This is a genomic window from Nostoc sp. DedQUE09, assembly GCF_034530915.1.
Lineage (GTDB): Bacteria > Cyanobacteriota > Cyanobacteriia > Cyanobacteriales > Nostocaceae > Nostoc.
The window spans coordinates 113,051-130,025 of sequence record NZ_JAVRCE010000008.1 but is presented as its reverse complement, the minus strand read 5'-3'; the positions used below and the strand labels follow the sequence as shown (position 1 = coordinate 130,025).

The window sequence follows — 16,975 nt, the reverse complement described above, 5'->3', positions numbered from 1 at the left end:
AAAAATCGCTTTTACATCTAGCATATACGAGTTTTGGTATACCACGTTTCTTTTTGAATTATAGCAATTTGTTATTTTTAAACATTGAAAATAAAATTCTGATAATTTAATAAAATGTCTCATCTAGCTGGTCTAATTGCATATCTTTGGTGTTGTAGATTGCAGGTGCAAAGTGAGACAGTCGATGACTAATCCCCGCCAATCTTCCTTTCGTCGAATTTTAGTAACGAGAATATTGCTGCTGTTTGTTCCAGTTTTGCTTGTAGGCGAAATTGTTGCCTTGAATAAGGCACGTACTAGTATATTGAGAACTGCACGGCAAAATTTAACAGAAAGCGCCATCAGTAAAGGGGAAAGAATTGGAGATGCGATCGCAATCTTAAAAGCTAATCTGCTGAGTGTAAGTAAAACAACAGTTATTCCGTCGGATTCGCCTATACAAGAGCAAGAATTTCTCACGCAGTTAAAGCAACAACTTCCAGCTAGTATTGAGTGCATCCAATTAAAAAATCTCCTCAACCAGAAGATAATTGCTAGTAGCTGTGGGGATCGAGAAATTGGAGAATTGAAATTACCTTTGCCTAGTGATGGAGTTTATATTAAAGCAATCTTACCGTCAAAGGTAGGAACGACTGGAAAAAGAAATGCACAAAATCAACTGCAAGTAGTTCTATCTGCACCAGTTTCCGATAGCCGAAGAAATTCAGTTTACAGCTTAAGTATTCAATCTGCATTGTACCAACAAACCAGAAATCCGCCGGGATCGCTCACAGGCGCTATGGTAGTGATTGCTGAAGATGGCACAATTTTGGCACACCCATTCACAGACTGGGTAGGAACTAATATCAATCAGCACCCTCATGCTTCCCAAATCAAGAGCATAATTAAAAATGCAATTACGGGAAAAAACGATTCGATAAATTTGTCTTTTAGACAGGGAGAAGAATTAGTCGCTGGCTATACAGTTATTGCAAATCCACTTACTCAACAGCAACAGCAAAAATGGATAGTTTTAGCTGTTAGTAGTGTCGATAATGCGCTTTTTGGTTTAGAGGAAATTAAATTAATTCTTATCGTTCTGACAGTTGGTTTGATTGGCGCAAGTTTGTTAGCATCCCTATATTTAGCTCCTTACTTAGCCCGTCCTGTAGAAGAATTGCGAGACTACGCTCTCAATATTCACTCTCACCATGCTGCACAACCAGTTCCGCACAATTTTCAAATTCGGGAATTCAATCAACTGGCCCAAGCATTAGACCAAATGGTAGAACGGCTGAAAGCTGGATCGGAAGAACTAGAAATAGCTTGGAAAGAAGCAAAAAGTGCTAACCAGATTAAAAGCCAGTTTTTGGCTACGACTTCTCATGAATTGAGAAACCCATTAAATATTATTATTAACTGCATTCGCCTGGTTGAAGAGGGCTTATGTGATGACCGGGAAGAAGAAATGGAGTTTCTCAAACGTGCTGATGAAACAACGATTCACTTGCTAGGTATTATTAATGATTTACTCGACATTTCTAAAATTGAAGCAGGTAAGCTTTCGGTCATCTCTACACCTATTGACCTCCGACAAATATTATTAGAGGTGATTAATTTACAATCAGTTAATGTTCAACAAAAGGGCTTGCAACTGAAATGTGAATTAGCTCCCCAAGTGATCCCAATTAAGGCAGACGCGGGAAAACTCAAACAGGTGCTGATTAATGTTATCGGCAACGCCACCAAGTTCACCGACACCGGAAGCATCACCATTGCTACAGAAATTCAATCTAGTCATGGTAAATCTCAGGTGGTAATAGCTGTCAAAGATACAGGTATAGGCATTGATCCAACTCAACAGCACAAACTATTTCGCCCCTTTATAATGGTGAATGGCAGTACTACACGCCAGTTTGAAGGTACTGGACTGGGACTAGCGATTTCACGAAACTTAATCGAACTCATGGGAGGCAGCATTACTCTTGAAAGTGCGGGACTTCATCAAGGTACGACGCTGAAAATTACCTTACCTTTGATTGATATCTCACTGTTAGCTGCTCCAAATAAAGAAGCAAATGTTGGGGATCTTGGATTCTCCGGGAATGAGGCAGTAAAGGCAAGCCGCTATCCTAGCCTACAGGAATCTGGGGGAAGTTCCTCTTTGGGGATCAACAAGTCTGTGAAAATAGAGCTAGACAAAGAAAAGTTCCCGAAGCCCCAGTTGCTATTTGGAAATGAGACTTGCCAGATTCGTCTTTCGCCCCTGCAAACTATTTTGGTAAGTCTTCCAAAAGGAGGAGTTTGTGCAAATGGGACTTTCAAGACGTAATTTAGTCAAAAGTCCATATTCATCAGTACTCTTGATTTTAATCCTTGACGATGCGATCGCTCAAAAAAACAGGTTTACCGCCTTGGCTAAGAGATAATGTTAGAGCAGCAAGAATTTCTACTAACTCAGTGCCTACCCAGCCAGACGAAGCCTCCGAGGGAGTATTGTTGAGGATAGAGGCAACAAAGGAGGAGCAAACCCGCCCCAATGGTTCTCCTGGCTGTAATTCCAGCGCTATCTGTCTTTGATTCACAGGAATAAATTGATTCCCTTGCTGTTCAAACTCACCATGTAGCAGGGTTAGGGGTGATGATACTGACATTTCATCAAAAATCAAGCTGCCAAGACTACCCACAATCCCCAGCCGTCTCTGTTTATCAGAATTCAGCCAGCACAGGTGAATATAAGCTTGAAAGCCATCTGGATATGTCAGTGTCAACCATACTAAATCTGCCAAACCTTGAGGCAGAGCAGAATCCGTATATGGACTCACCTCTGCTCCCCTGCTCCCCTGCTCCCCTGCTCCCCTGCTCCCCTGCTCCCCTGCTCCCTGTAGCCACACAGTACCCGTTGCTTGTACTTTTATAGGAATTTGGCCAAGCCAAGCGTTAAAGATTGCAATATCATGAATGGCTAAGTCCCACAGCGCATCAACATCTTGCCGGACAGGCCCTAAATGGGTGCGGGTGGCGTAACCATAGCGTAAATCACCTAATTTACCCGCTTGTACTACAGTTTTTCCTTGCTCAACCGCTGGATGAAATAAATAAGTATGGTCAACAGTTAGTATTAAATGATGCTGTTCTGCTAAGTGGCAAAGTTCCCGACATTCTGCTGGATTGAGAGTTAGGGGCTTTTCTGCCAAAACATGGTATCCCTGTTGGAGAGCGTCTTTAATTAAAGCATAGTGGGTAGTAGCAGGAGTTGCGATCGCAACTCCTGTCAATCCTGGCACTGTCTTTAAATCTTGCCACTGGGTTGTTAATATTACATTGTTATCTAAATTAAACTGCTGCTTTACCGCCGCTAATCGTTCTGGATGGGGATCTACTACAGCAACTACATTTACTTGGGGATTTGCTAAAAAATTTCGCAGCAGATGCACTCCCCAACGCCCAACTCCGATGACAGCAATATTAATTTGGTTTGTCATTAGTTATTAGTCATTTGTCATTTGTCATTTGTCATTTGTATATAAAGGACAAATGACCACTGACAATCAACTGATTATCGACTAATCCCCCTTCTTTTAAGATCAGGGTATTTGCGGATTAGGAATTGCTAAGAAAGCTACTTTAGCTGCAGCTTGTTCAGCCGTTTTGATCGATCGCCCCTTACCAACTCCTAGTTTGTTTCCGTGCAGCCACACTTCAGCTATGAAACGTTCTTGATTGCGATGTGGTTGAGTGACTTCCACAACCCGATATTCTGGTAAAACTTTAAATTGCGCCTGAGTCCATTCTTGCAAAGCAGCTTTGTAATTAAGTCTGGCAGGATCGAGGCGAATTTCTGTTGCTAGTTGGTGAAAGTGGGGATCTAGCCAAGAGCGAATCAATTCCAGATTTTGAGTACTTAAGTAAAGCGCACCTAAAACTGCTTCAAAGGCATCTGCCAGTCGTGACTCTAGACCAACTTTATCAGCGGTAGCACTGCCAGCGACTAGTAAGTATAACTCTAAACCATAAACTCTGGCCAATTGGGCGAGAATGCGATCGCTCACCAATACCGAACGAATCGCCGCAAAATCCCCTACTGGACAATCGGGATAATTTTCCCATAAAACAACAGCCGACACCAGCCGCACCACTGCATCGCCAACAAACTCTAGCTGTTCATAATTTGCCGAATCAGAGACAGTGGGATGAGTAAGCGCTAGATCTAGCAATTCCCACTTTATAGGTGCTTCTAGCGACAAACCAAATTTTTGGACTAAACTTTCGAGTTGCCGCTGACGGCGTGGATAGGCAAGGGACATTACATGATAAGGGGAAGGGGGGCGGAGGGGCAAAGGGGCGGACGGGCGGAGGGGCAAAGGGGCGGAGGGGCAGGGGAGCAGGGGAGCAGGGAAGGTAGGGGGAGCAGACAAAAAATACTAACTTCTGACTCCTAACTCCTAACTCAGCACTCAGCACTCAGCACTCAGCACTAAAAAAGGGGGGAGAGAGCAGGACATAAGCCGGGTTCTGTTCTCTTGCGAGGGCAGTTATCTATCTGGGACGTTTGTTACCAAACACCTCAAGCGGCTCTCATTGAGCGGAACTGGTAAAAGACCAACCGTAGTTCCTATCGCCTTGCTCCCAACCGGGGTTTACCGAGCCAGCACCTCTCGATACTGCTGGTGCGCTCTTACCGCACCTTTGCACCCTTACCCTATTCAGTTATCAGTTATCAGTTATCAAGTATTAACTGTTTACTGGTAACTGTTCACTGTTCACTGAAAAGGCGGTATCTTTCTGTGGCACTATCCTCACGATCGCTCGCACTGGACGTTATCCAGCAAGTTTGGTCTTTCGAGAGTCCGGACTTTCCTCAAACCAGTAACTATGACTGATCTGCAACTGCCTGCGCCTACTCTCTCCTTAGATCCAGTGTAATCTTTGGTTGGCGTAGTATGTTGACATGGCATTACTTTTTTTTATTCCAAGGTAGAGCGTAAGTCCAAGGTAGTTTCCTAACTGTGAAAGGACAATTGATAATGCTAATGGGAGGAAAATCACGGCCTGGAGCTAGACCTAAACGCACCTCAGATATCCTAAGCACCAATTGCAGGGAAAAGTCCAGCTCTTTTCTTCTGTTAATAAAGTCGTTGTACAACTTTTTTTGCCCTTTTTTTAGTCCATTGATATCAATTAGTGGTTTTTTTGCTGAATAGGTTCCAGCTACTTGATCGCGCTCGAAAACGTCTTCTGCTGTCACTGTTTCAGAAAGTGTTTTCTTGGGAGCAATCAGGCTCGGACTTTGGGGTACTGCTAAGTCGCGGGTTAAGTCTGGTGATTTCCGAATCACGCGGCGCGATTGCTTGCTATGTTCAACTACTAAAGAACTGTTGTCCCAGTCAACGTATATAGCAACCTGATCGGATTTATTTTCAATGCTCATTCCTAAATCTTTCAAATCGTCAATTGGGTATGAGGATTTGAGTTTAAAGGAAATTCCAATTTTATCATCGAGATTTTGTTCTTTGAGTTGCTCGTCAACGATTCCTTTTTTAAACTCAAATTTAACTTGGTCATCGATGGATTCAATCATGCGGTTGAAAACATAAGAAACACCGATAATATAAATCGTCAAAACTACTAAATTCTGGTCGCTACTCCTCATAACTCAGAATCTTAACTCCCGGTAATAATGAATATATATTCGTCTCATTGCTCATCTGCAATTTTTAATTTTATTTGATTACTACAGAATTTTGCAGCCAGCCTCTTCGCCAAAAAAAGAATAGCAAACTAAATGCGATCGCTAACATCACTGCCCAGCAAAGTGGATAGCCCCAATACCAGTTCAACTCAGGCATATTATATGGCGATTTTTCAGTATTGAAATTCATACCATATATTCCGGCTACAAAAGTCAGGGGAATAAAAATTGTTGAAACTACCGTTAGTACCTTCATGATTTCATTCATTTTATTACTCACTGCCGAAAGGTACACATCCATTAATCCAGATGCTAGTTCTCGGTAAGTTTCCACCATATCCATCACTTGTACTGTATGGTCATAACAATCTCGCAGGTAGATTCGCACTTCTTCACCAATCAAATCACTGCTATCTCGAATCAAGGAATTAATTGCATCGCGCTGGGGCCAGATAGCACGACGTAGTTGCAGTAATTCTCGCCTAATTTGATAAATACTTTGTAGTGTTTGTGGGGTAGGTTTAACTATTACTTCCTCCTCCAACTCTTCGATTCGCTCACCATAAAGCTCCAGTACTGGGAAAAAGCCATCAATAATTGCATCTAACAGAGCATAAGCTAAATAATCCGCTCCCTGTTTACGGATGATACCTTTGTTTTTTTCAATTCGCGATCGCACCGCTTCAAAGCAATCATGTTCTGGTTCCTCTTGTACGGTCAGTAAATAATTTTTTCCTAATATCAAACTCACTTGCTCGCTATAAAAACCACATGTTCTTTCTTTTGCTACTACCATCCGGGCAATAAAAAGCAATTGATCTTCATAATCTTCTGTTTTGGGACGCTCTGGTACATTGACTACATCTTCTAAAACTAGAGGATGTAACTTAAAAACATTACCCAATCGTTGTAATATGTCTTGACTACCTAAACCTTGTACATCTACCCAAGAAATGGATTCGCTATCAAGATATGGGGCACACTCCTCTGGAGTTGCTATTTGCTCACGGATGAAATTGGTTTGGTTATAGTCAATCAAAAAAATTATCGGTGGTGGTGCATCTGCATCAATAAAAATGGTTCCAGGTATAGTCCCTGGTTGGTGATAGAACTCATCATCATGTGGTTTGTTTAGTATTTTGGGAAGGCGATGCAGTTTTCGTGCCATGCAATATTACCTAATAGTGATTAGTCATTTGTCATTTGTCGTTAGTGAATAACAAAGGACATAAAAATAACTTACACGTCATTTTACAAAAATTAATATAAAGACGGTAATTTCTAAATTAAGCAATTATTTAGGTTGCTAATTTGGTCATCAGCCAGATTTAATCTGACGAATCTCAATTACGTTAGCGTAGCGGTAGCGAGTCTGCGTCCGCTTTTAGCGTCTCGTAGAGAGCGTCATTACAAATTACGAATTGGTATAGCATATTGCCTTTGAATCAGCAATGCTACAAAAAAACAGTTTGCCTTGGCAAGACAAACTGCTAAAAAAATATTTATCTGGGTGAGCAAAAGTTAGAACATACCCATGCCGCCCATGCCGCCCATGCCACCCATGCCACCCATGCCGCCCATGCCGCCCATGCCGCCCATGTCAGGGGCAGGAGCAGCGGATTTCTTCTCTGGCTTTTCAACAACGATCGCTTCGGTGGTTAAGACCAAACCAGCAATGGAACCAGCATTTTGCAAAGCTGAACGCACGACTTTGGCAGGGTCGATAATACCAGCAGCAATCAAGTCTTCAAATTCGCCAGTAGCAGCGTTATAGCCAATGTTAATGTCGCTCTCGCGGACTCTAGAGACAATCACAGAACCTTCAGCACCAGCGTTATCTGCTATTTGGCGCAAGGGGGCTTCTAGCGCTCGTTCGACAATATCAGCCCCAATTCTTTCTTCGTCATTTTCTAGGGTCTTTTTAATCGCTTCTACCGCCTTAGCTAAGTGAATTAAGGTTGTTCCACCACCAGGAACAATACCTTCTTCCACAGCAGCTTTTGTAGCGTTGAGCGCGTCTTCAATCCGCAGTTTACGGTCTTTGAGTTCGGTTTCGGTTGCCGCACCCACTTTAATCACTGCCACGCCGCCAGCGAGCTTGGCGATGCGTTCTTGGAGTTTTTCTCGATCGTAGTCAGAATCAGTTTCTTCCAACTGTCTGCGAATTTGACCAATCCGCTTTTGTACTTCTGGCTTGGTGACACTGCCGGCGACAATTGTGGTGCTTTCTTTGTCAATGGTGATTTTGCGGGCAGTTCCCAGCGCTTCTAGAGCAGCAGTATCCAAACTTAAGCCGATTTCTTCCGAAATCAACTGTCCATCGGTGAGAATCGCAATATCTTCTAACAAAGCTTTGCGGCGATCGCCAAAGCCAGGTGCTTTAATCCCAGCCACGGCTAGTACACCGCGCGCTTTGTTCACCACCAAAGTTGCCAAAGCATCACCTTCAACATCTTCAGCAATAATTAGCAAAGGCTGACCTGAGCGGGCAACTTTTTCCAAAATTGGCACTAAATCTTGGATGCTGCTGATTTTTTTATCTGTCACCAAGATCCGAGCGTTTTCAAATTCGACGATTTGCCGTTCGTTGTTGGTGACGAAGTAGGGAGAAATATAACCCCTGTCAATCTGCATCCCCTCAACTACTTCTAGTTCAGTTGTCAGGGATTTAGATTCTTCAACGGTAATTACACCATCTTTGGTGACTTTTTCCATTGCTTGAGCTAACATTTGGCCAACTTCTTCATCGTTACCAGCAGAAACAGTGGCAACTTGAGCGATCGCACTTCCTTCTACAGGCTTGGCTATTTTGGCAATTTCTTCTACCAGTGCCTCAATAGTTTTGTCGATCCCGCGCTTCAAGCTAACAGGGTTACTACCCGCCGCGACGTTTTTCAAACCTTCCCGGATCAAAGCTTGTGCTAAAACTGTGGCGGTGGTTGTCCCATCCCCAGCGACATCTTTAGTTTTTGAGGCCACTTCCTGGATGAGTCTTGCACCAGTATTTTCCAAAGGATCTTCTAATTCAATTTCCTTGGCAACAGTGATACCATCGTTGACAATTTGAGGTGCGCCAAATTTTTTCTCTAAAAGGACATTGCGACCTTTAGGCCCCAAGGTGATTTTTACAGCATCGGCAAGGGCGTTAACACCCCTTTCTAGAGCTCTCCGAGATTCCTCGTCAAATGCAATAATTTTCGCCATGTTTCATTTCTCCAGCGCTTCCATTAGACAATTTAGCACTCACAGCGCCAGAGTGCTAATCTCTCAATCTGCTCAAGTTACAAATGGAAATAAAAAAATTGATTAATATACAGGTGATGCTCATATTAGATACTGGCAGTAATGCTTGAATTGGGAGATGAATCTAGACAACTCCCTTAAGTCCCTTGGTATTGCCGACCCTAGCGGCACCGGCTGGTTGGCAGTAGTATTTACGTTCCTCTTGGCTTGGGTTGTAACTTGGCGTTTAATTCCGATAGTACGCAAATTCGCCTTGCGGGTAGGTTGGGCTGACCAACCCAACGCACGGCGACTCAACCGAGAACCTTTACCCAATGCCGGGGGGCTGGCTATCTACGCGGGTGTCATTGCCGCGCTGGTATTAGCTAGCCTTTTACGACCGATCGAACTCCAAAACGTATTGGCTCAGGTGCTCACTATTCTGTTGGGGGGTTCGATATTAGTCCTTGTAGGCTTTATTGACGATCAATTTGGCTTACCGCCATCTGTTCGATTGTGGGCGCAAATTGTCACGGCACTGTTACTGGTAGCTAATGGCATCAGCGTCAAAGTCCTGTTTGGCACGCCCATCGACTCGCTTCTGTCCATATTGCTAACAGTACTATGGGTAGTAGGGATTACCAACGCCATCAACTTGATGGATGGTATGGATGGCTTGGCAGGAGGAATTAGCTTTATTACCGCCATGAGTTTGTTGGGCGTTGCTGCTCAATTTAACAATCGTGCAGCGGCAATCTTGGTACTTGCAGCTTTGGGAGGTGCTGCACTAGGATTTTTGCGCCATAATTTCCATCCATCACGAATTATTATGGGTGATGCTGGAGCATACTTTTTTGGTTATGTGTTGGCAGCAACTAGTATTTTAGGGAAACTGCAACAAAACACAGTTTATGCGCTAATTCCTACGGTTTTATTTCTGTTGTTACCGGTACTAGACACTACTCAAGTATTTGTGCGGCGTCTACTAGCAGGAAATAACCCTCTGAGTACTCCTGGTAAAGACCATCTGCACCACCGCTTACTTGCTTGGGGACTCTCCCAGCGCCATGCTGCGTTTACGCTTTGGTCAGTTACCTTAGTTTTCAACTTGCTGGCGATGAGAATACAAGGTATGAGTTTGGCTGTGATGCTGACTACTGCCACTAGCATCATCCTGCTTTTGGGCTTTACAGTCTGGCAAAGGATACGCCAACAGCCTTAGTTGCTTGTCGGGTGGGTTAAGCGCGATCGCCTTCACCCACCATCAAACACCAGATACAACCAGTCCAAAACTAGTCCAAAGGCCAATTTGGCGGTCTTTTGGTGTTTTTCTAAGCTTCTTTCAACATCTGACGATTGGCATCATGAGACATTTTTTTGGTCTTGTCCATCATCACCACAGCAAACCAGTTGTTGTCCCTTGAGGAACTTTATCCATACTCTCAAGACCAACACTAGTCAGATCGGGATTCGATCGGGAGCTAATTGAGTAGAGCGATCGCAAACAAGCAGTGGTAAAAATTAGGACACACATCAAGGCATCACCAGATGGGATTGAACAGATTAAACAATCTATAAAACAGAAAGATTGGACTGTAAGTGGTAACAGACAACAAAATTCAGATGCACTGATTATTGTGAGTCAGCAACTATTAAAAAAATATGTAAAGAAATACCTAAAAATAAATAATGCTGATGAAGAGCCATTTACAAAATTAGTAAACCAAGAACAAAAAATATTTACACCTCAAGCAACGAATAAAGTAAATACATAATATTTATCAACTCAAAAAACAAAAAATTACTATTAAGAACTTTGTAGAATAAATTAAAACCGAATGTTTATATGCTGATACTCGATTTACGAGAGTGAACTACCTGAGATAAAATCGGTGCGTTACGCCGCAAGCGTAACACACCCTACGAAAATTGCTGTAGACGTGATGAATCGCGTCTCTACAAATGGTCTATTTGTCGCATTCTTTTTTCAAATTGGTATTACGCCATGACCATACCACCATCGACGTTAAAGACTTGCCCAGTGATGTAGGCTGCGGCGGGGTCGGCGGCGAGAAAGCGCACCAGACCAGCGACTTCTTCAGGTTGGCCGAAGCGACCAAGTGGGATGTATTTGAGAATATCTTCGGGGTTGTTGAGATCGCTGGTCATGTCAGTGGTGATGAATCCAGGGGCGACAGCGTTAACGGTGATACCGCGAGTAGCGAGTTCTTTGGCAACGCTTTTGGTGAAGCCGATGACACCTGCTTTGGCGGCACTATAGTTTGACTGGCCTGGGTTGCCCATTTGCCCAGCAACAGAGGTAATGTTGATAATCCGCCCCGATCGCTGCTTCAGCATAATTTTACTGACGGCACGTGTACATAAGAAAACACCAGTTAGATTTAGGTCTATCACTGCTTGCCAATCTTCTGGCTTCAAACGCAAAAGCAGTGTGTCGCGGGTAATTCCGGCGTTGTTGACCAAAATATCCACACGGCTGAACTTTTCCGTGACGGCGTTAACTAATGCGTCTACTTGATCGCCTTTAGAAACGTCAGCCTGGATAGCGATCGCCTGACCTCCTGCTTCGGTAATTTCTGCAACAACTGCCTCAGCAGCTGCACTAGAACTGGCATAATTAACAACTGCGATCGCTCCCTGTGTGGCTAATTCAATTGCGATCGCTCGGCCAATTCCTCGTGATGCACCTGTGACAATTGCGACTTTATCTTGTAATAGTGTCATTTAATGTTCCTCAATCTTAGAAATACCGCGCTAATTATCTTATGGTGATTTCGGGAACATCTGAATATTGTCTGGATAATTAAATATCTATAGTTCTTTGCTTGGTCAGGATAGGTTTAAACACATATTTAATCCATATACACAAACAAGAATGATATACGGTTTTTATTATAATTATTTAATATTTTTTGCTGGCAAATCATTATATATTGACTAATTTAATCCTTTTCCAACAAAAACCCATGAACCTATACCGCTTTTATTTTCTAAGAATTACTATTGAAACAAACAATTGAAAATCGGTGTGTATCATATGGCAACTAAAAAGCAATTTAACAGCTTTGAAGAGATGCTGTCTGCTTCTGATGTACCTGTATTAGTAGATTTTTACGCTGACTGGTGTGGCCCATGCCAAATGATGGTGCCAATTTTAGAGCAAGTCAATGCCCAACTTAAGGATCGCCTGCGAATTGTTAAAATCGACACAGAGAAATACACAGATTTGGCTACTCAGTATAAAATTGCCGCTCTACCAACCTTAGTACTATTTAAGCAGGGTCAGCCTGTGGATCGGATAGAGGGAGTGATGCAAGCACCGCAGTTAGTACAATATCTACAAACAAAGGTTTAAGTCTAAAACTTAAAATTTGGATTTTAGCTGCCAGAGGCGCGTAATATCGCGTCTTTTTTAATGGGGTAGCACAGCTAGCTATAGCCCTACGAATCACCCAGTAAAATCTTAAGTAAATATTAAGCATATCTACTTATATGTCTAGAGAAAGTAGTTTAGAAGTTGAGATGTATATATTGTATAGATATAACAAAATATCTTGACAAGTAAAGCAATATATGAATTATAAGCAGCAAAAACCTGACAAAGCCTATATTTGGGTGAATATTGACTTTGATAAAGTTAAACATAGAATAGATGCGGTGACTTGCCAGATTGAGCGCGTTATACAAAAGCACCAAATTTCAAATCAAACTGCTAACTCACGTAGAAAAAACAATTAGGTTATCTCTATTTTTAGTGCAGCATACATAGCCCGCCGTAGCATCGCGCCAGCTTTGAACAGCATATTTTGGGTGAAGCCACCATATTTTTCTAAAACATAAAATAAGATTACTCGATAATCATTCAGCGAGTTACTATTTTTTATTAGCCATTATTTTATCCTCGACACTCCTTTTCAGGAGTGTTATTTTTTTGTTATGACTGTGAACTTTGTTACCCAATCCCAAAATCCCCCAATTTATTGGGGGATTTTAACCATACTTTCAATCTCTTAAAATGTAAAAGTAGTCCGAAGTACACCTACAGTCGTAGTCTCATTGTTGCTGTTACCTTCTGGGTTAAAGAGAACAAACGCACCAGGGGTAATGCTGATATTATCGCTAACTTGAAGGCGGTAATAGGCTTCTAAATGGTAAGGAGTCGCCCGATTCTCGCCTGTAGGGGTAAGTTGAGCAGAACCACCAGTATCACTACGGAAAAGCGGCTGACCAAAAAGAATCCCAGCAGTGTTTCCTGACTTGAATAAATCTCTGAAGTGAACTCCCGCCATCCAACTTGTAAAGGTGGTGGAAGCATTCACACTATTGGAAGCAGCATCAACAAATAGTGCTGCACCGTAGCCAGATAAGGCTATCTTGGGAGACAATCGCCATGTTAGCGTACCCCCAACAGAGTTGAGTGTGACTGGTGTCCCTGCTGCAACCCCTGCTAAAGCACCGATATCACTACTAACTAATCCTGTACCCAAAATATTGATTTCGTGATAACTGTGGGCATAGTTTAAACCAATATCGAAAGCGGGGCTTGGCTTGAAGGTTAACTGTGTGGCAATAACACTACTACCACTAAATAAACCTGCTCCCAAAGGTGTAGTAGAAACTCCTGTTCCTGGTACTGCCTCAGTGGCAGATTTTTGGGTTAAATTGGCATTTGGATTGCCATATAAAGCTCTTAAATCCAAATTTGGCGAAATATTAAAAATGAATCCCGCCGCCGATGCTAAACCAGTACCCGAAGTTCCACCAGAAATCCGTACCACAGGATTCAAGTTGCCAAAACGAGAAATTGACTCTTGTCCTTCACCATAAAAAGGCGTAATTGCTGGGAAAGCATCTGATGTTTCCGCCGCAGTTCCCCCAAACAAAGTTAATTTATTAGCGACAGGAAAGATATACAGCAATTTGTAAATCTGAACACTGTTTGCGCCAACGCTCGACAAAGTATTGACATTTAACCCCGGAAATTGCGGCTCAAAACTTGTACGAGCGCTACTTGCACTTAAAAGCGGCGAAGCTAATCCTAAGCTTTCTTGCAGGCTACCCTGTCCATCGGCTCCACCTAAAAAGTTATAAGCTTGCAATCCAGTAATTAATGAATCTTTACCAGTAAAGCTAGTGGTGAGATTTAACCGCACTCTATTGACTAGGATGATGTTCGGGTCACTGTCATTAGGAGCGCCGCCGCTAGCACCAACACCAGCAATAATTACCTCACCATTGAGTTTAGTAGTCGTAGAAAACTGATTTGCTTCTAGTTCTGCTGTGCGAGCTTCTACAGCATCTACTCGACCCCGCAATGTTACCAATTCCGCCGCAAATTGTTCTTGTAGTTTCTGCAAGGTGGTTAAATCTTCTTTCTTGACCAAATCACCAGTTGCAGTCGCAATCAGTTCGTTGATACGCTCTAAACAAGCATTTAAGCCAGCAGCAAATTCATAGCGAGTCATCGCCCGATTACCGCGATAGGTTTGATTGGGATAACCTGCGATACAACCATAGCGCTCGACTAAAGATTGGAGTGCTTGAAAGGCCCAATCAGTCGGCTGTACATCAGACAATTGGGATACGGATGTTACTTGTGCAAGTTTGTATGAGGTTGGAGATGAACTTGCAGATTGTGGTGTGATTGGCTGCCACAAGTTAACAGAAGAATCTACTTCTAAATCTTGATTTTTTGGCTGTTGATTGACTGAGGATAAGTTTTTTTGACTCTCATTAATCAACAATTTCCTGGAGATATTATTTGTTAAATTGCTTTGATGAGAATCGTTTTTTTGATAGCTGCCATCATCTTGATTAACAGCTACGTTTTTATCTGTAATTTCTAAACTAGGAAGGGCTTGCACAGGTGATAACCCGGCAATTAAACATAAAAATCCCATCCCACTAGCAGAAGCTAGTAGATATTTTGCCATGATAACTCCCAACACCTATAAAATAGTAGGAAAATTGATCGCGATTTTAAAATGGATTGACAAGTAAATTTAAAGTAGATTTAGCAAGAGAATCTTGTTAACTTTAAATTTTTTATTTCAGGATTTTTTCTGAATTGACTTATCAAAACATCAGCTTATATCGCAAGTATTAAATTATAGTAAATACTATTTTTGGAAAGAATTAACAATAAATTATATTGATAGTTTCTATAGTAACTATAGTAAATACTCAATGGTTTATGAACATTACATTCCGTAGGATGCTTGATTCATAAGCCTTTCAAATTTTCTCTGTTCAAATATAAAATCGGATTCCTATATTGACAAAACAATAATTAAATAAGTCTCATTTTGTGATAATGAATACAGGTATTGAGCCGAGGATTTCGGCTCAATACCTAGCAAAAAATAATTTGTTCAAAAAAATCAAGAAACCGCGATCGCTGCTCAATCTAGGTGCACGCTAAGATCGGGAGGAAAGTAGTATATTGTAGCACACAATTTCTCTGATTGAGATATTTCAATAATTCAATCCCACCAATAACAAACAATGACGGCATCAGAATCCCGATGAACCTCTTCACCTAATAGCGCCCCTTCCAATCTAGTTCTCAGTCGGCCCTTCAGGCGCAAACCGTAGTCTTCATTCGTGCCATCACTTACCTCTACTGAGTCAGCCCGCCATTTTTTGCCCAAGTCTAAAAGCTCAGACACTTTTGTGTCTTGGTTCTCTGTCAGAATGTACAGTGTATCAGCAGGATAGGCAATGAAATGGATGATGCTGGTTTCAGGCATGGGACGATAGTTTGCCATTGCAAGTAGGGTATCGACCATCCCACCAAAGCTTAAACCGTTTTCATCTGGTGCAAAGATTGGTTTTGTGAACAGAAAGCTTGACCATAAATTTCTGTGGTTGGAAAGGTCAGTAATCACTTCTTCGCCATCAAACTCATTAAAACGACGCTGCCAAACCAGGCCAGCGAAGAGTTCTTGGGGAGAATAGGATTCCGCAATCGATTGGATTTTGCCTAAATCAAGCATCCTATTGACGGTAAGTAATATTTTTAACAAAACATTTGTAACTACCCTTGCAGTTTATTTACCCAGTGCCTGCTATTCTTATAGTTACTTCGGTCTGTCATAGCAGATAGATTATCCTCGATAATGTTTTATTTGTGAGCGCTCATATACCATCCTGGTAATATGGGTGCTTTTACTTTATCAAGAAAGGCAGAAGGAATATTGCCCGGTTGTTGAGCGTAGTCGAAATACTGCCTCCTGCCTCGTTCACGTGATGTCTGGTGTTTGGTACACTAAGCTGATAATGAAGCTTTAACTTGACCAAAACGGCGATCGCGATTTTGGTAGCTCAACAAAGCCTGATGAAATGCTTCTTTATTAAAATCTGGCCAAAGAATATTGGTGAAATACATTTCTGTATACGCCATTTGCCACAAGAGAAAATTACTCAATCGCATCTCACCGCTAGTACGAATCAGCAAATCGGGTTCTAGAGTATCTGCTGTGTAGAGATGTTGTTCTACAAGACTTTCATTCACCTCTTGGGCACTGAGTTCGCCCTGTTCTACGAGTTGAGCTACCTGACGGCAAACTCTGGTAATTTCGTTGCGGCTACCGTAGTTGACTGCAACAGTAAAGTGGATTGCTTGATTATTCAACGTCTCTGTCATTGAACGTTCCATTTCTGTCTGTAGAGACTCAGGTAAAGCCGATAAATCTCCAATAAAGGAGATTCGTACACCTTCTTGATGCATCTGAGCCAACTCGCGGCGTAGTAATCGCTCAAACAAATGCATCAGAAAATTCACTTCTTCAATGGGACGCTGCCAATTTTCTGTTGAGAAAGCATAGGCTGTCAAAGCTTTGATTCCCCAATCCTTGCAGCAACGCAATAGTTCTTTGAGCGTTTTTGCTCCTTGGCGATGTCCAGCGATGCGCGGTAATCCTCGACTAGTTGCCCATCGGCCGTTACCATCCATGATGACGGCGATATGTTGGGGTATTTTTTGGGGATTTAAATCGGTGGGCAATTTTGATTTGTCACTTGTACTGAGCGAAGCCGAAGTATTTGTCATTTGTCATTTGT

The 16,975-nt window shown here is 42.3% G+C and carries 13 protein-coding genes and 1 other RNA gene; 4 read left to right on the top strand and 10 right to left on the bottom strand.

Going from position 1 to position 16,975, the window contains the following annotated elements; genetic code table 11:
- Positions 1–184 precede the first annotated feature (184 nt).
- Positions 185–2,311, top strand: a complete 2,127-nt coding sequence (locus RMY27_RS07835; RefSeq protein WP_322661965.1) for an ATP-binding protein — start codon at positions 185–187, stop codon at positions 2,309–2,311.
- 37 nt (positions 2,312–2,348) lie between these two features.
- Here the strand turns inward: RMY27_RS07835 and RMY27_RS07830 are convergent, their stop codons facing one another.
- The 6 genes from RMY27_RS07830 to groL form a co-directional block, all read right to left on the bottom strand.
- Positions 2,349–3,464 (bottom strand): Gfo/Idh/MocA family oxidoreductase, encoded by a 1,116-nt coding sequence (locus tag RMY27_RS07830; RefSeq protein ID WP_322661963.1) that lies wholly within the window; start codon positions 3,462–3,464, stop codon positions 2,349–2,351.
- A gap of 102 nt (positions 3,465–3,566) precedes the next feature.
- Positions 3,567–4,286: a ribonuclease III gene (gene rnc / locus RMY27_RS07825; RefSeq protein WP_322661962.1), complete on the bottom strand. Its 720-nt coding sequence runs from the start codon at positions 4,284–4,286 to the stop codon at positions 3,567–3,569.
- A 181-nt stretch (positions 4,287–4,467) separates the two neighbouring features.
- Positions 4,468–4,887, bottom strand: an RNA gene (gene rnpB, locus RMY27_RS07820) — RNase P RNA component class A.
- A 49-nt stretch (positions 4,888–4,936) separates the two neighbouring features.
- The gene (locus RMY27_RS07815) at positions 4,937–5,632 is read right to left on the bottom strand and encodes a hypothetical protein (protein WP_322661960.1); all 696 of its coding nucleotides are present in this window, start codon (positions 5,630–5,632) and stop codon (positions 4,937–4,939) included.
- 70 nt (positions 5,633–5,702) lie between these two features.
- On the bottom strand, positions 5,703–6,839 hold the full coding sequence (gene corA / locus RMY27_RS07810) for a magnesium/cobalt transporter CorA (RefSeq protein WP_322661959.1): 1,137 nt from the start codon (positions 6,837–6,839) through the stop codon (positions 5,703–5,705).
- Between the two features lie 353 nt (positions 6,840–7,192).
- A complete protein-coding gene (gene groL / locus RMY27_RS07805; protein WP_322661957.1) occupies positions 7,193–8,875 on the bottom strand; it encodes a chaperonin GroEL in 1,683 nt (560 codons plus the stop codon).
- 157 nt (positions 8,876–9,032) lie between these two features.
- Between groL and RMY27_RS07800 the strand changes: the two genes are divergently transcribed.
- Together RMY27_RS07800 and RMY27_RS07795 are read left to right on the top strand one after the other, a co-directional pair.
- Entirely contained in the window at positions 9,033–10,115 is a 1,083-nt protein-coding gene (locus tag RMY27_RS07800) for an MraY family glycosyltransferase (protein ID WP_322661955.1), read from the top strand.
- A gap of 289 nt (positions 10,116–10,404) precedes the next feature.
- Positions 10,405–10,668 carry a hypothetical protein gene (locus RMY27_RS07795; protein WP_322661954.1) on the top strand — a complete coding sequence of 88 codons (264 nt, stop codon included), beginning with the start codon at positions 10,405–10,407 and terminating at the stop codon, positions 10,666–10,668.
- A 223-nt stretch (positions 10,669–10,891) separates the two neighbouring features.
- Here the strand turns inward: RMY27_RS07795 and fabG are convergent, their stop codons facing one another.
- Entirely contained in the window at positions 10,892–11,638 is a 747-nt protein-coding gene (fabG, locus tag RMY27_RS07790) for a 3-oxoacyl-[acyl-carrier-protein] reductase (RefSeq protein ID WP_322661952.1), read from the bottom strand.
- Positions 11,639–11,951: 313 nt separating this feature from the next.
- Between fabG and trxA the strand changes: the two genes are divergently transcribed.
- Entirely contained in the window at positions 11,952–12,269 is a 318-nt protein-coding gene (gene trxA, locus RMY27_RS07785) for a thioredoxin (protein ID WP_109007859.1), read from the top strand.
- Positions 12,270–12,924: 655 nt separating this feature from the next.
- Here trxA and RMY27_RS07780 read toward each other — a convergent pair.
- The 3 genes from RMY27_RS07780 to RMY27_RS07770 all read right to left on the bottom strand — a co-directional run bounded on the left by RMY27_RS07780 (position 12,925) and on the right by RMY27_RS07770 (position 16,964).
- Positions 12,925–14,847, bottom strand: coding sequence for an iron uptake porin (locus tag RMY27_RS07780; protein ID WP_322661949.1), 1,923 nt, complete (start codon positions 14,845–14,847; stop codon positions 12,925–12,927).
- A gap of 549 nt (positions 14,848–15,396) precedes the next feature.
- Positions 15,397–15,909, bottom strand: coding sequence for a hypothetical protein (locus tag RMY27_RS07775; protein WP_322661946.1), 513 nt, complete (start codon positions 15,907–15,909; stop codon positions 15,397–15,399).
- A 272-nt stretch (positions 15,910–16,181) separates the two neighbouring features.
- Positions 16,182–16,964, bottom strand: coding sequence for an isoprenyl transferase (locus tag RMY27_RS07770; RefSeq protein WP_322661944.1), 783 nt, complete (start codon positions 16,962–16,964; stop codon positions 16,182–16,184).
- Positions 16,965–16,975: the final 11 nt, after the last annotated feature.

Excerpts from the sequence above, each read along its gene's own strand:
- trxA (WP_109007859.1), top strand. The coding sequence starts at position 11,952 with ATGGCAACTAAAAAGCAATTTAACAGCTTTGAAGAGATGCTGTCTGCT.
- RMY27_RS07835 (WP_322661965.1), top strand. The coding sequence starts at position 185 with ATGACTAATCCCCGCCAATCTTCCTTTCGTCGAATTTTAGTAACGAGA.
- RMY27_RS07815 (WP_322661960.1), bottom strand. The coding sequence starts at position 5,632 with ATGAGGAGTAGCGACCAGAATTTAGTAGTTTTGACGATTTATATTATC.
- RMY27_RS07775 (WP_322661946.1), bottom strand. The coding sequence starts at position 15,909 with ATGCTTGATTTAGGCAAAATCCAATCGATTGCGGAATCCTATTCTCCC.
- RMY27_RS07830 (WP_322661963.1), bottom strand. The coding sequence starts at position 3,464 with ATGACAAACCAAATTAATATTGCTGTCATCGGAGTTGGGCGTTGGGGA.
- RMY27_RS07800 (WP_322661955.1), top strand. The coding sequence starts at position 9,033 with ATGAATCTAGACAACTCCCTTAAGTCCCTTGGTATTGCCGACCCTAGC.
- corA (WP_322661959.1), bottom strand. The coding sequence starts at position 6,839 with ATGGCACGAAAACTGCATCGCCTTCCCAAAATACTAAACAAACCACAT.
- rnc (WP_322661962.1), bottom strand. The coding sequence starts at position 4,286 with ATGTCCCTTGCCTATCCACGCCGTCAGCGGCAACTCGAAAGTTTAGTC.
- groL (WP_322661957.1), bottom strand. The coding sequence starts at position 8,875 with ATGGCGAAAATTATTGCATTTGACGAGGAATCTCGGAGAGCTCTAGAA.
- fabG (WP_322661952.1), bottom strand. The coding sequence starts at position 11,638 with ATGACACTATTACAAGATAAAGTCGCAATTGTCACAGGTGCATCACGA.
- RMY27_RS07770 (WP_322661944.1), bottom strand. The coding sequence starts at position 16,964 with ATGACAAATACTTCGGCTTCGCTCAGTACAAGTGACAAATCAAAATTG.
- RMY27_RS07780 (WP_322661949.1), bottom strand. The coding sequence starts at position 14,847 with ATGGCAAAATATCTACTAGCTTCTGCTAGTGGGATGGGATTTTTATGT.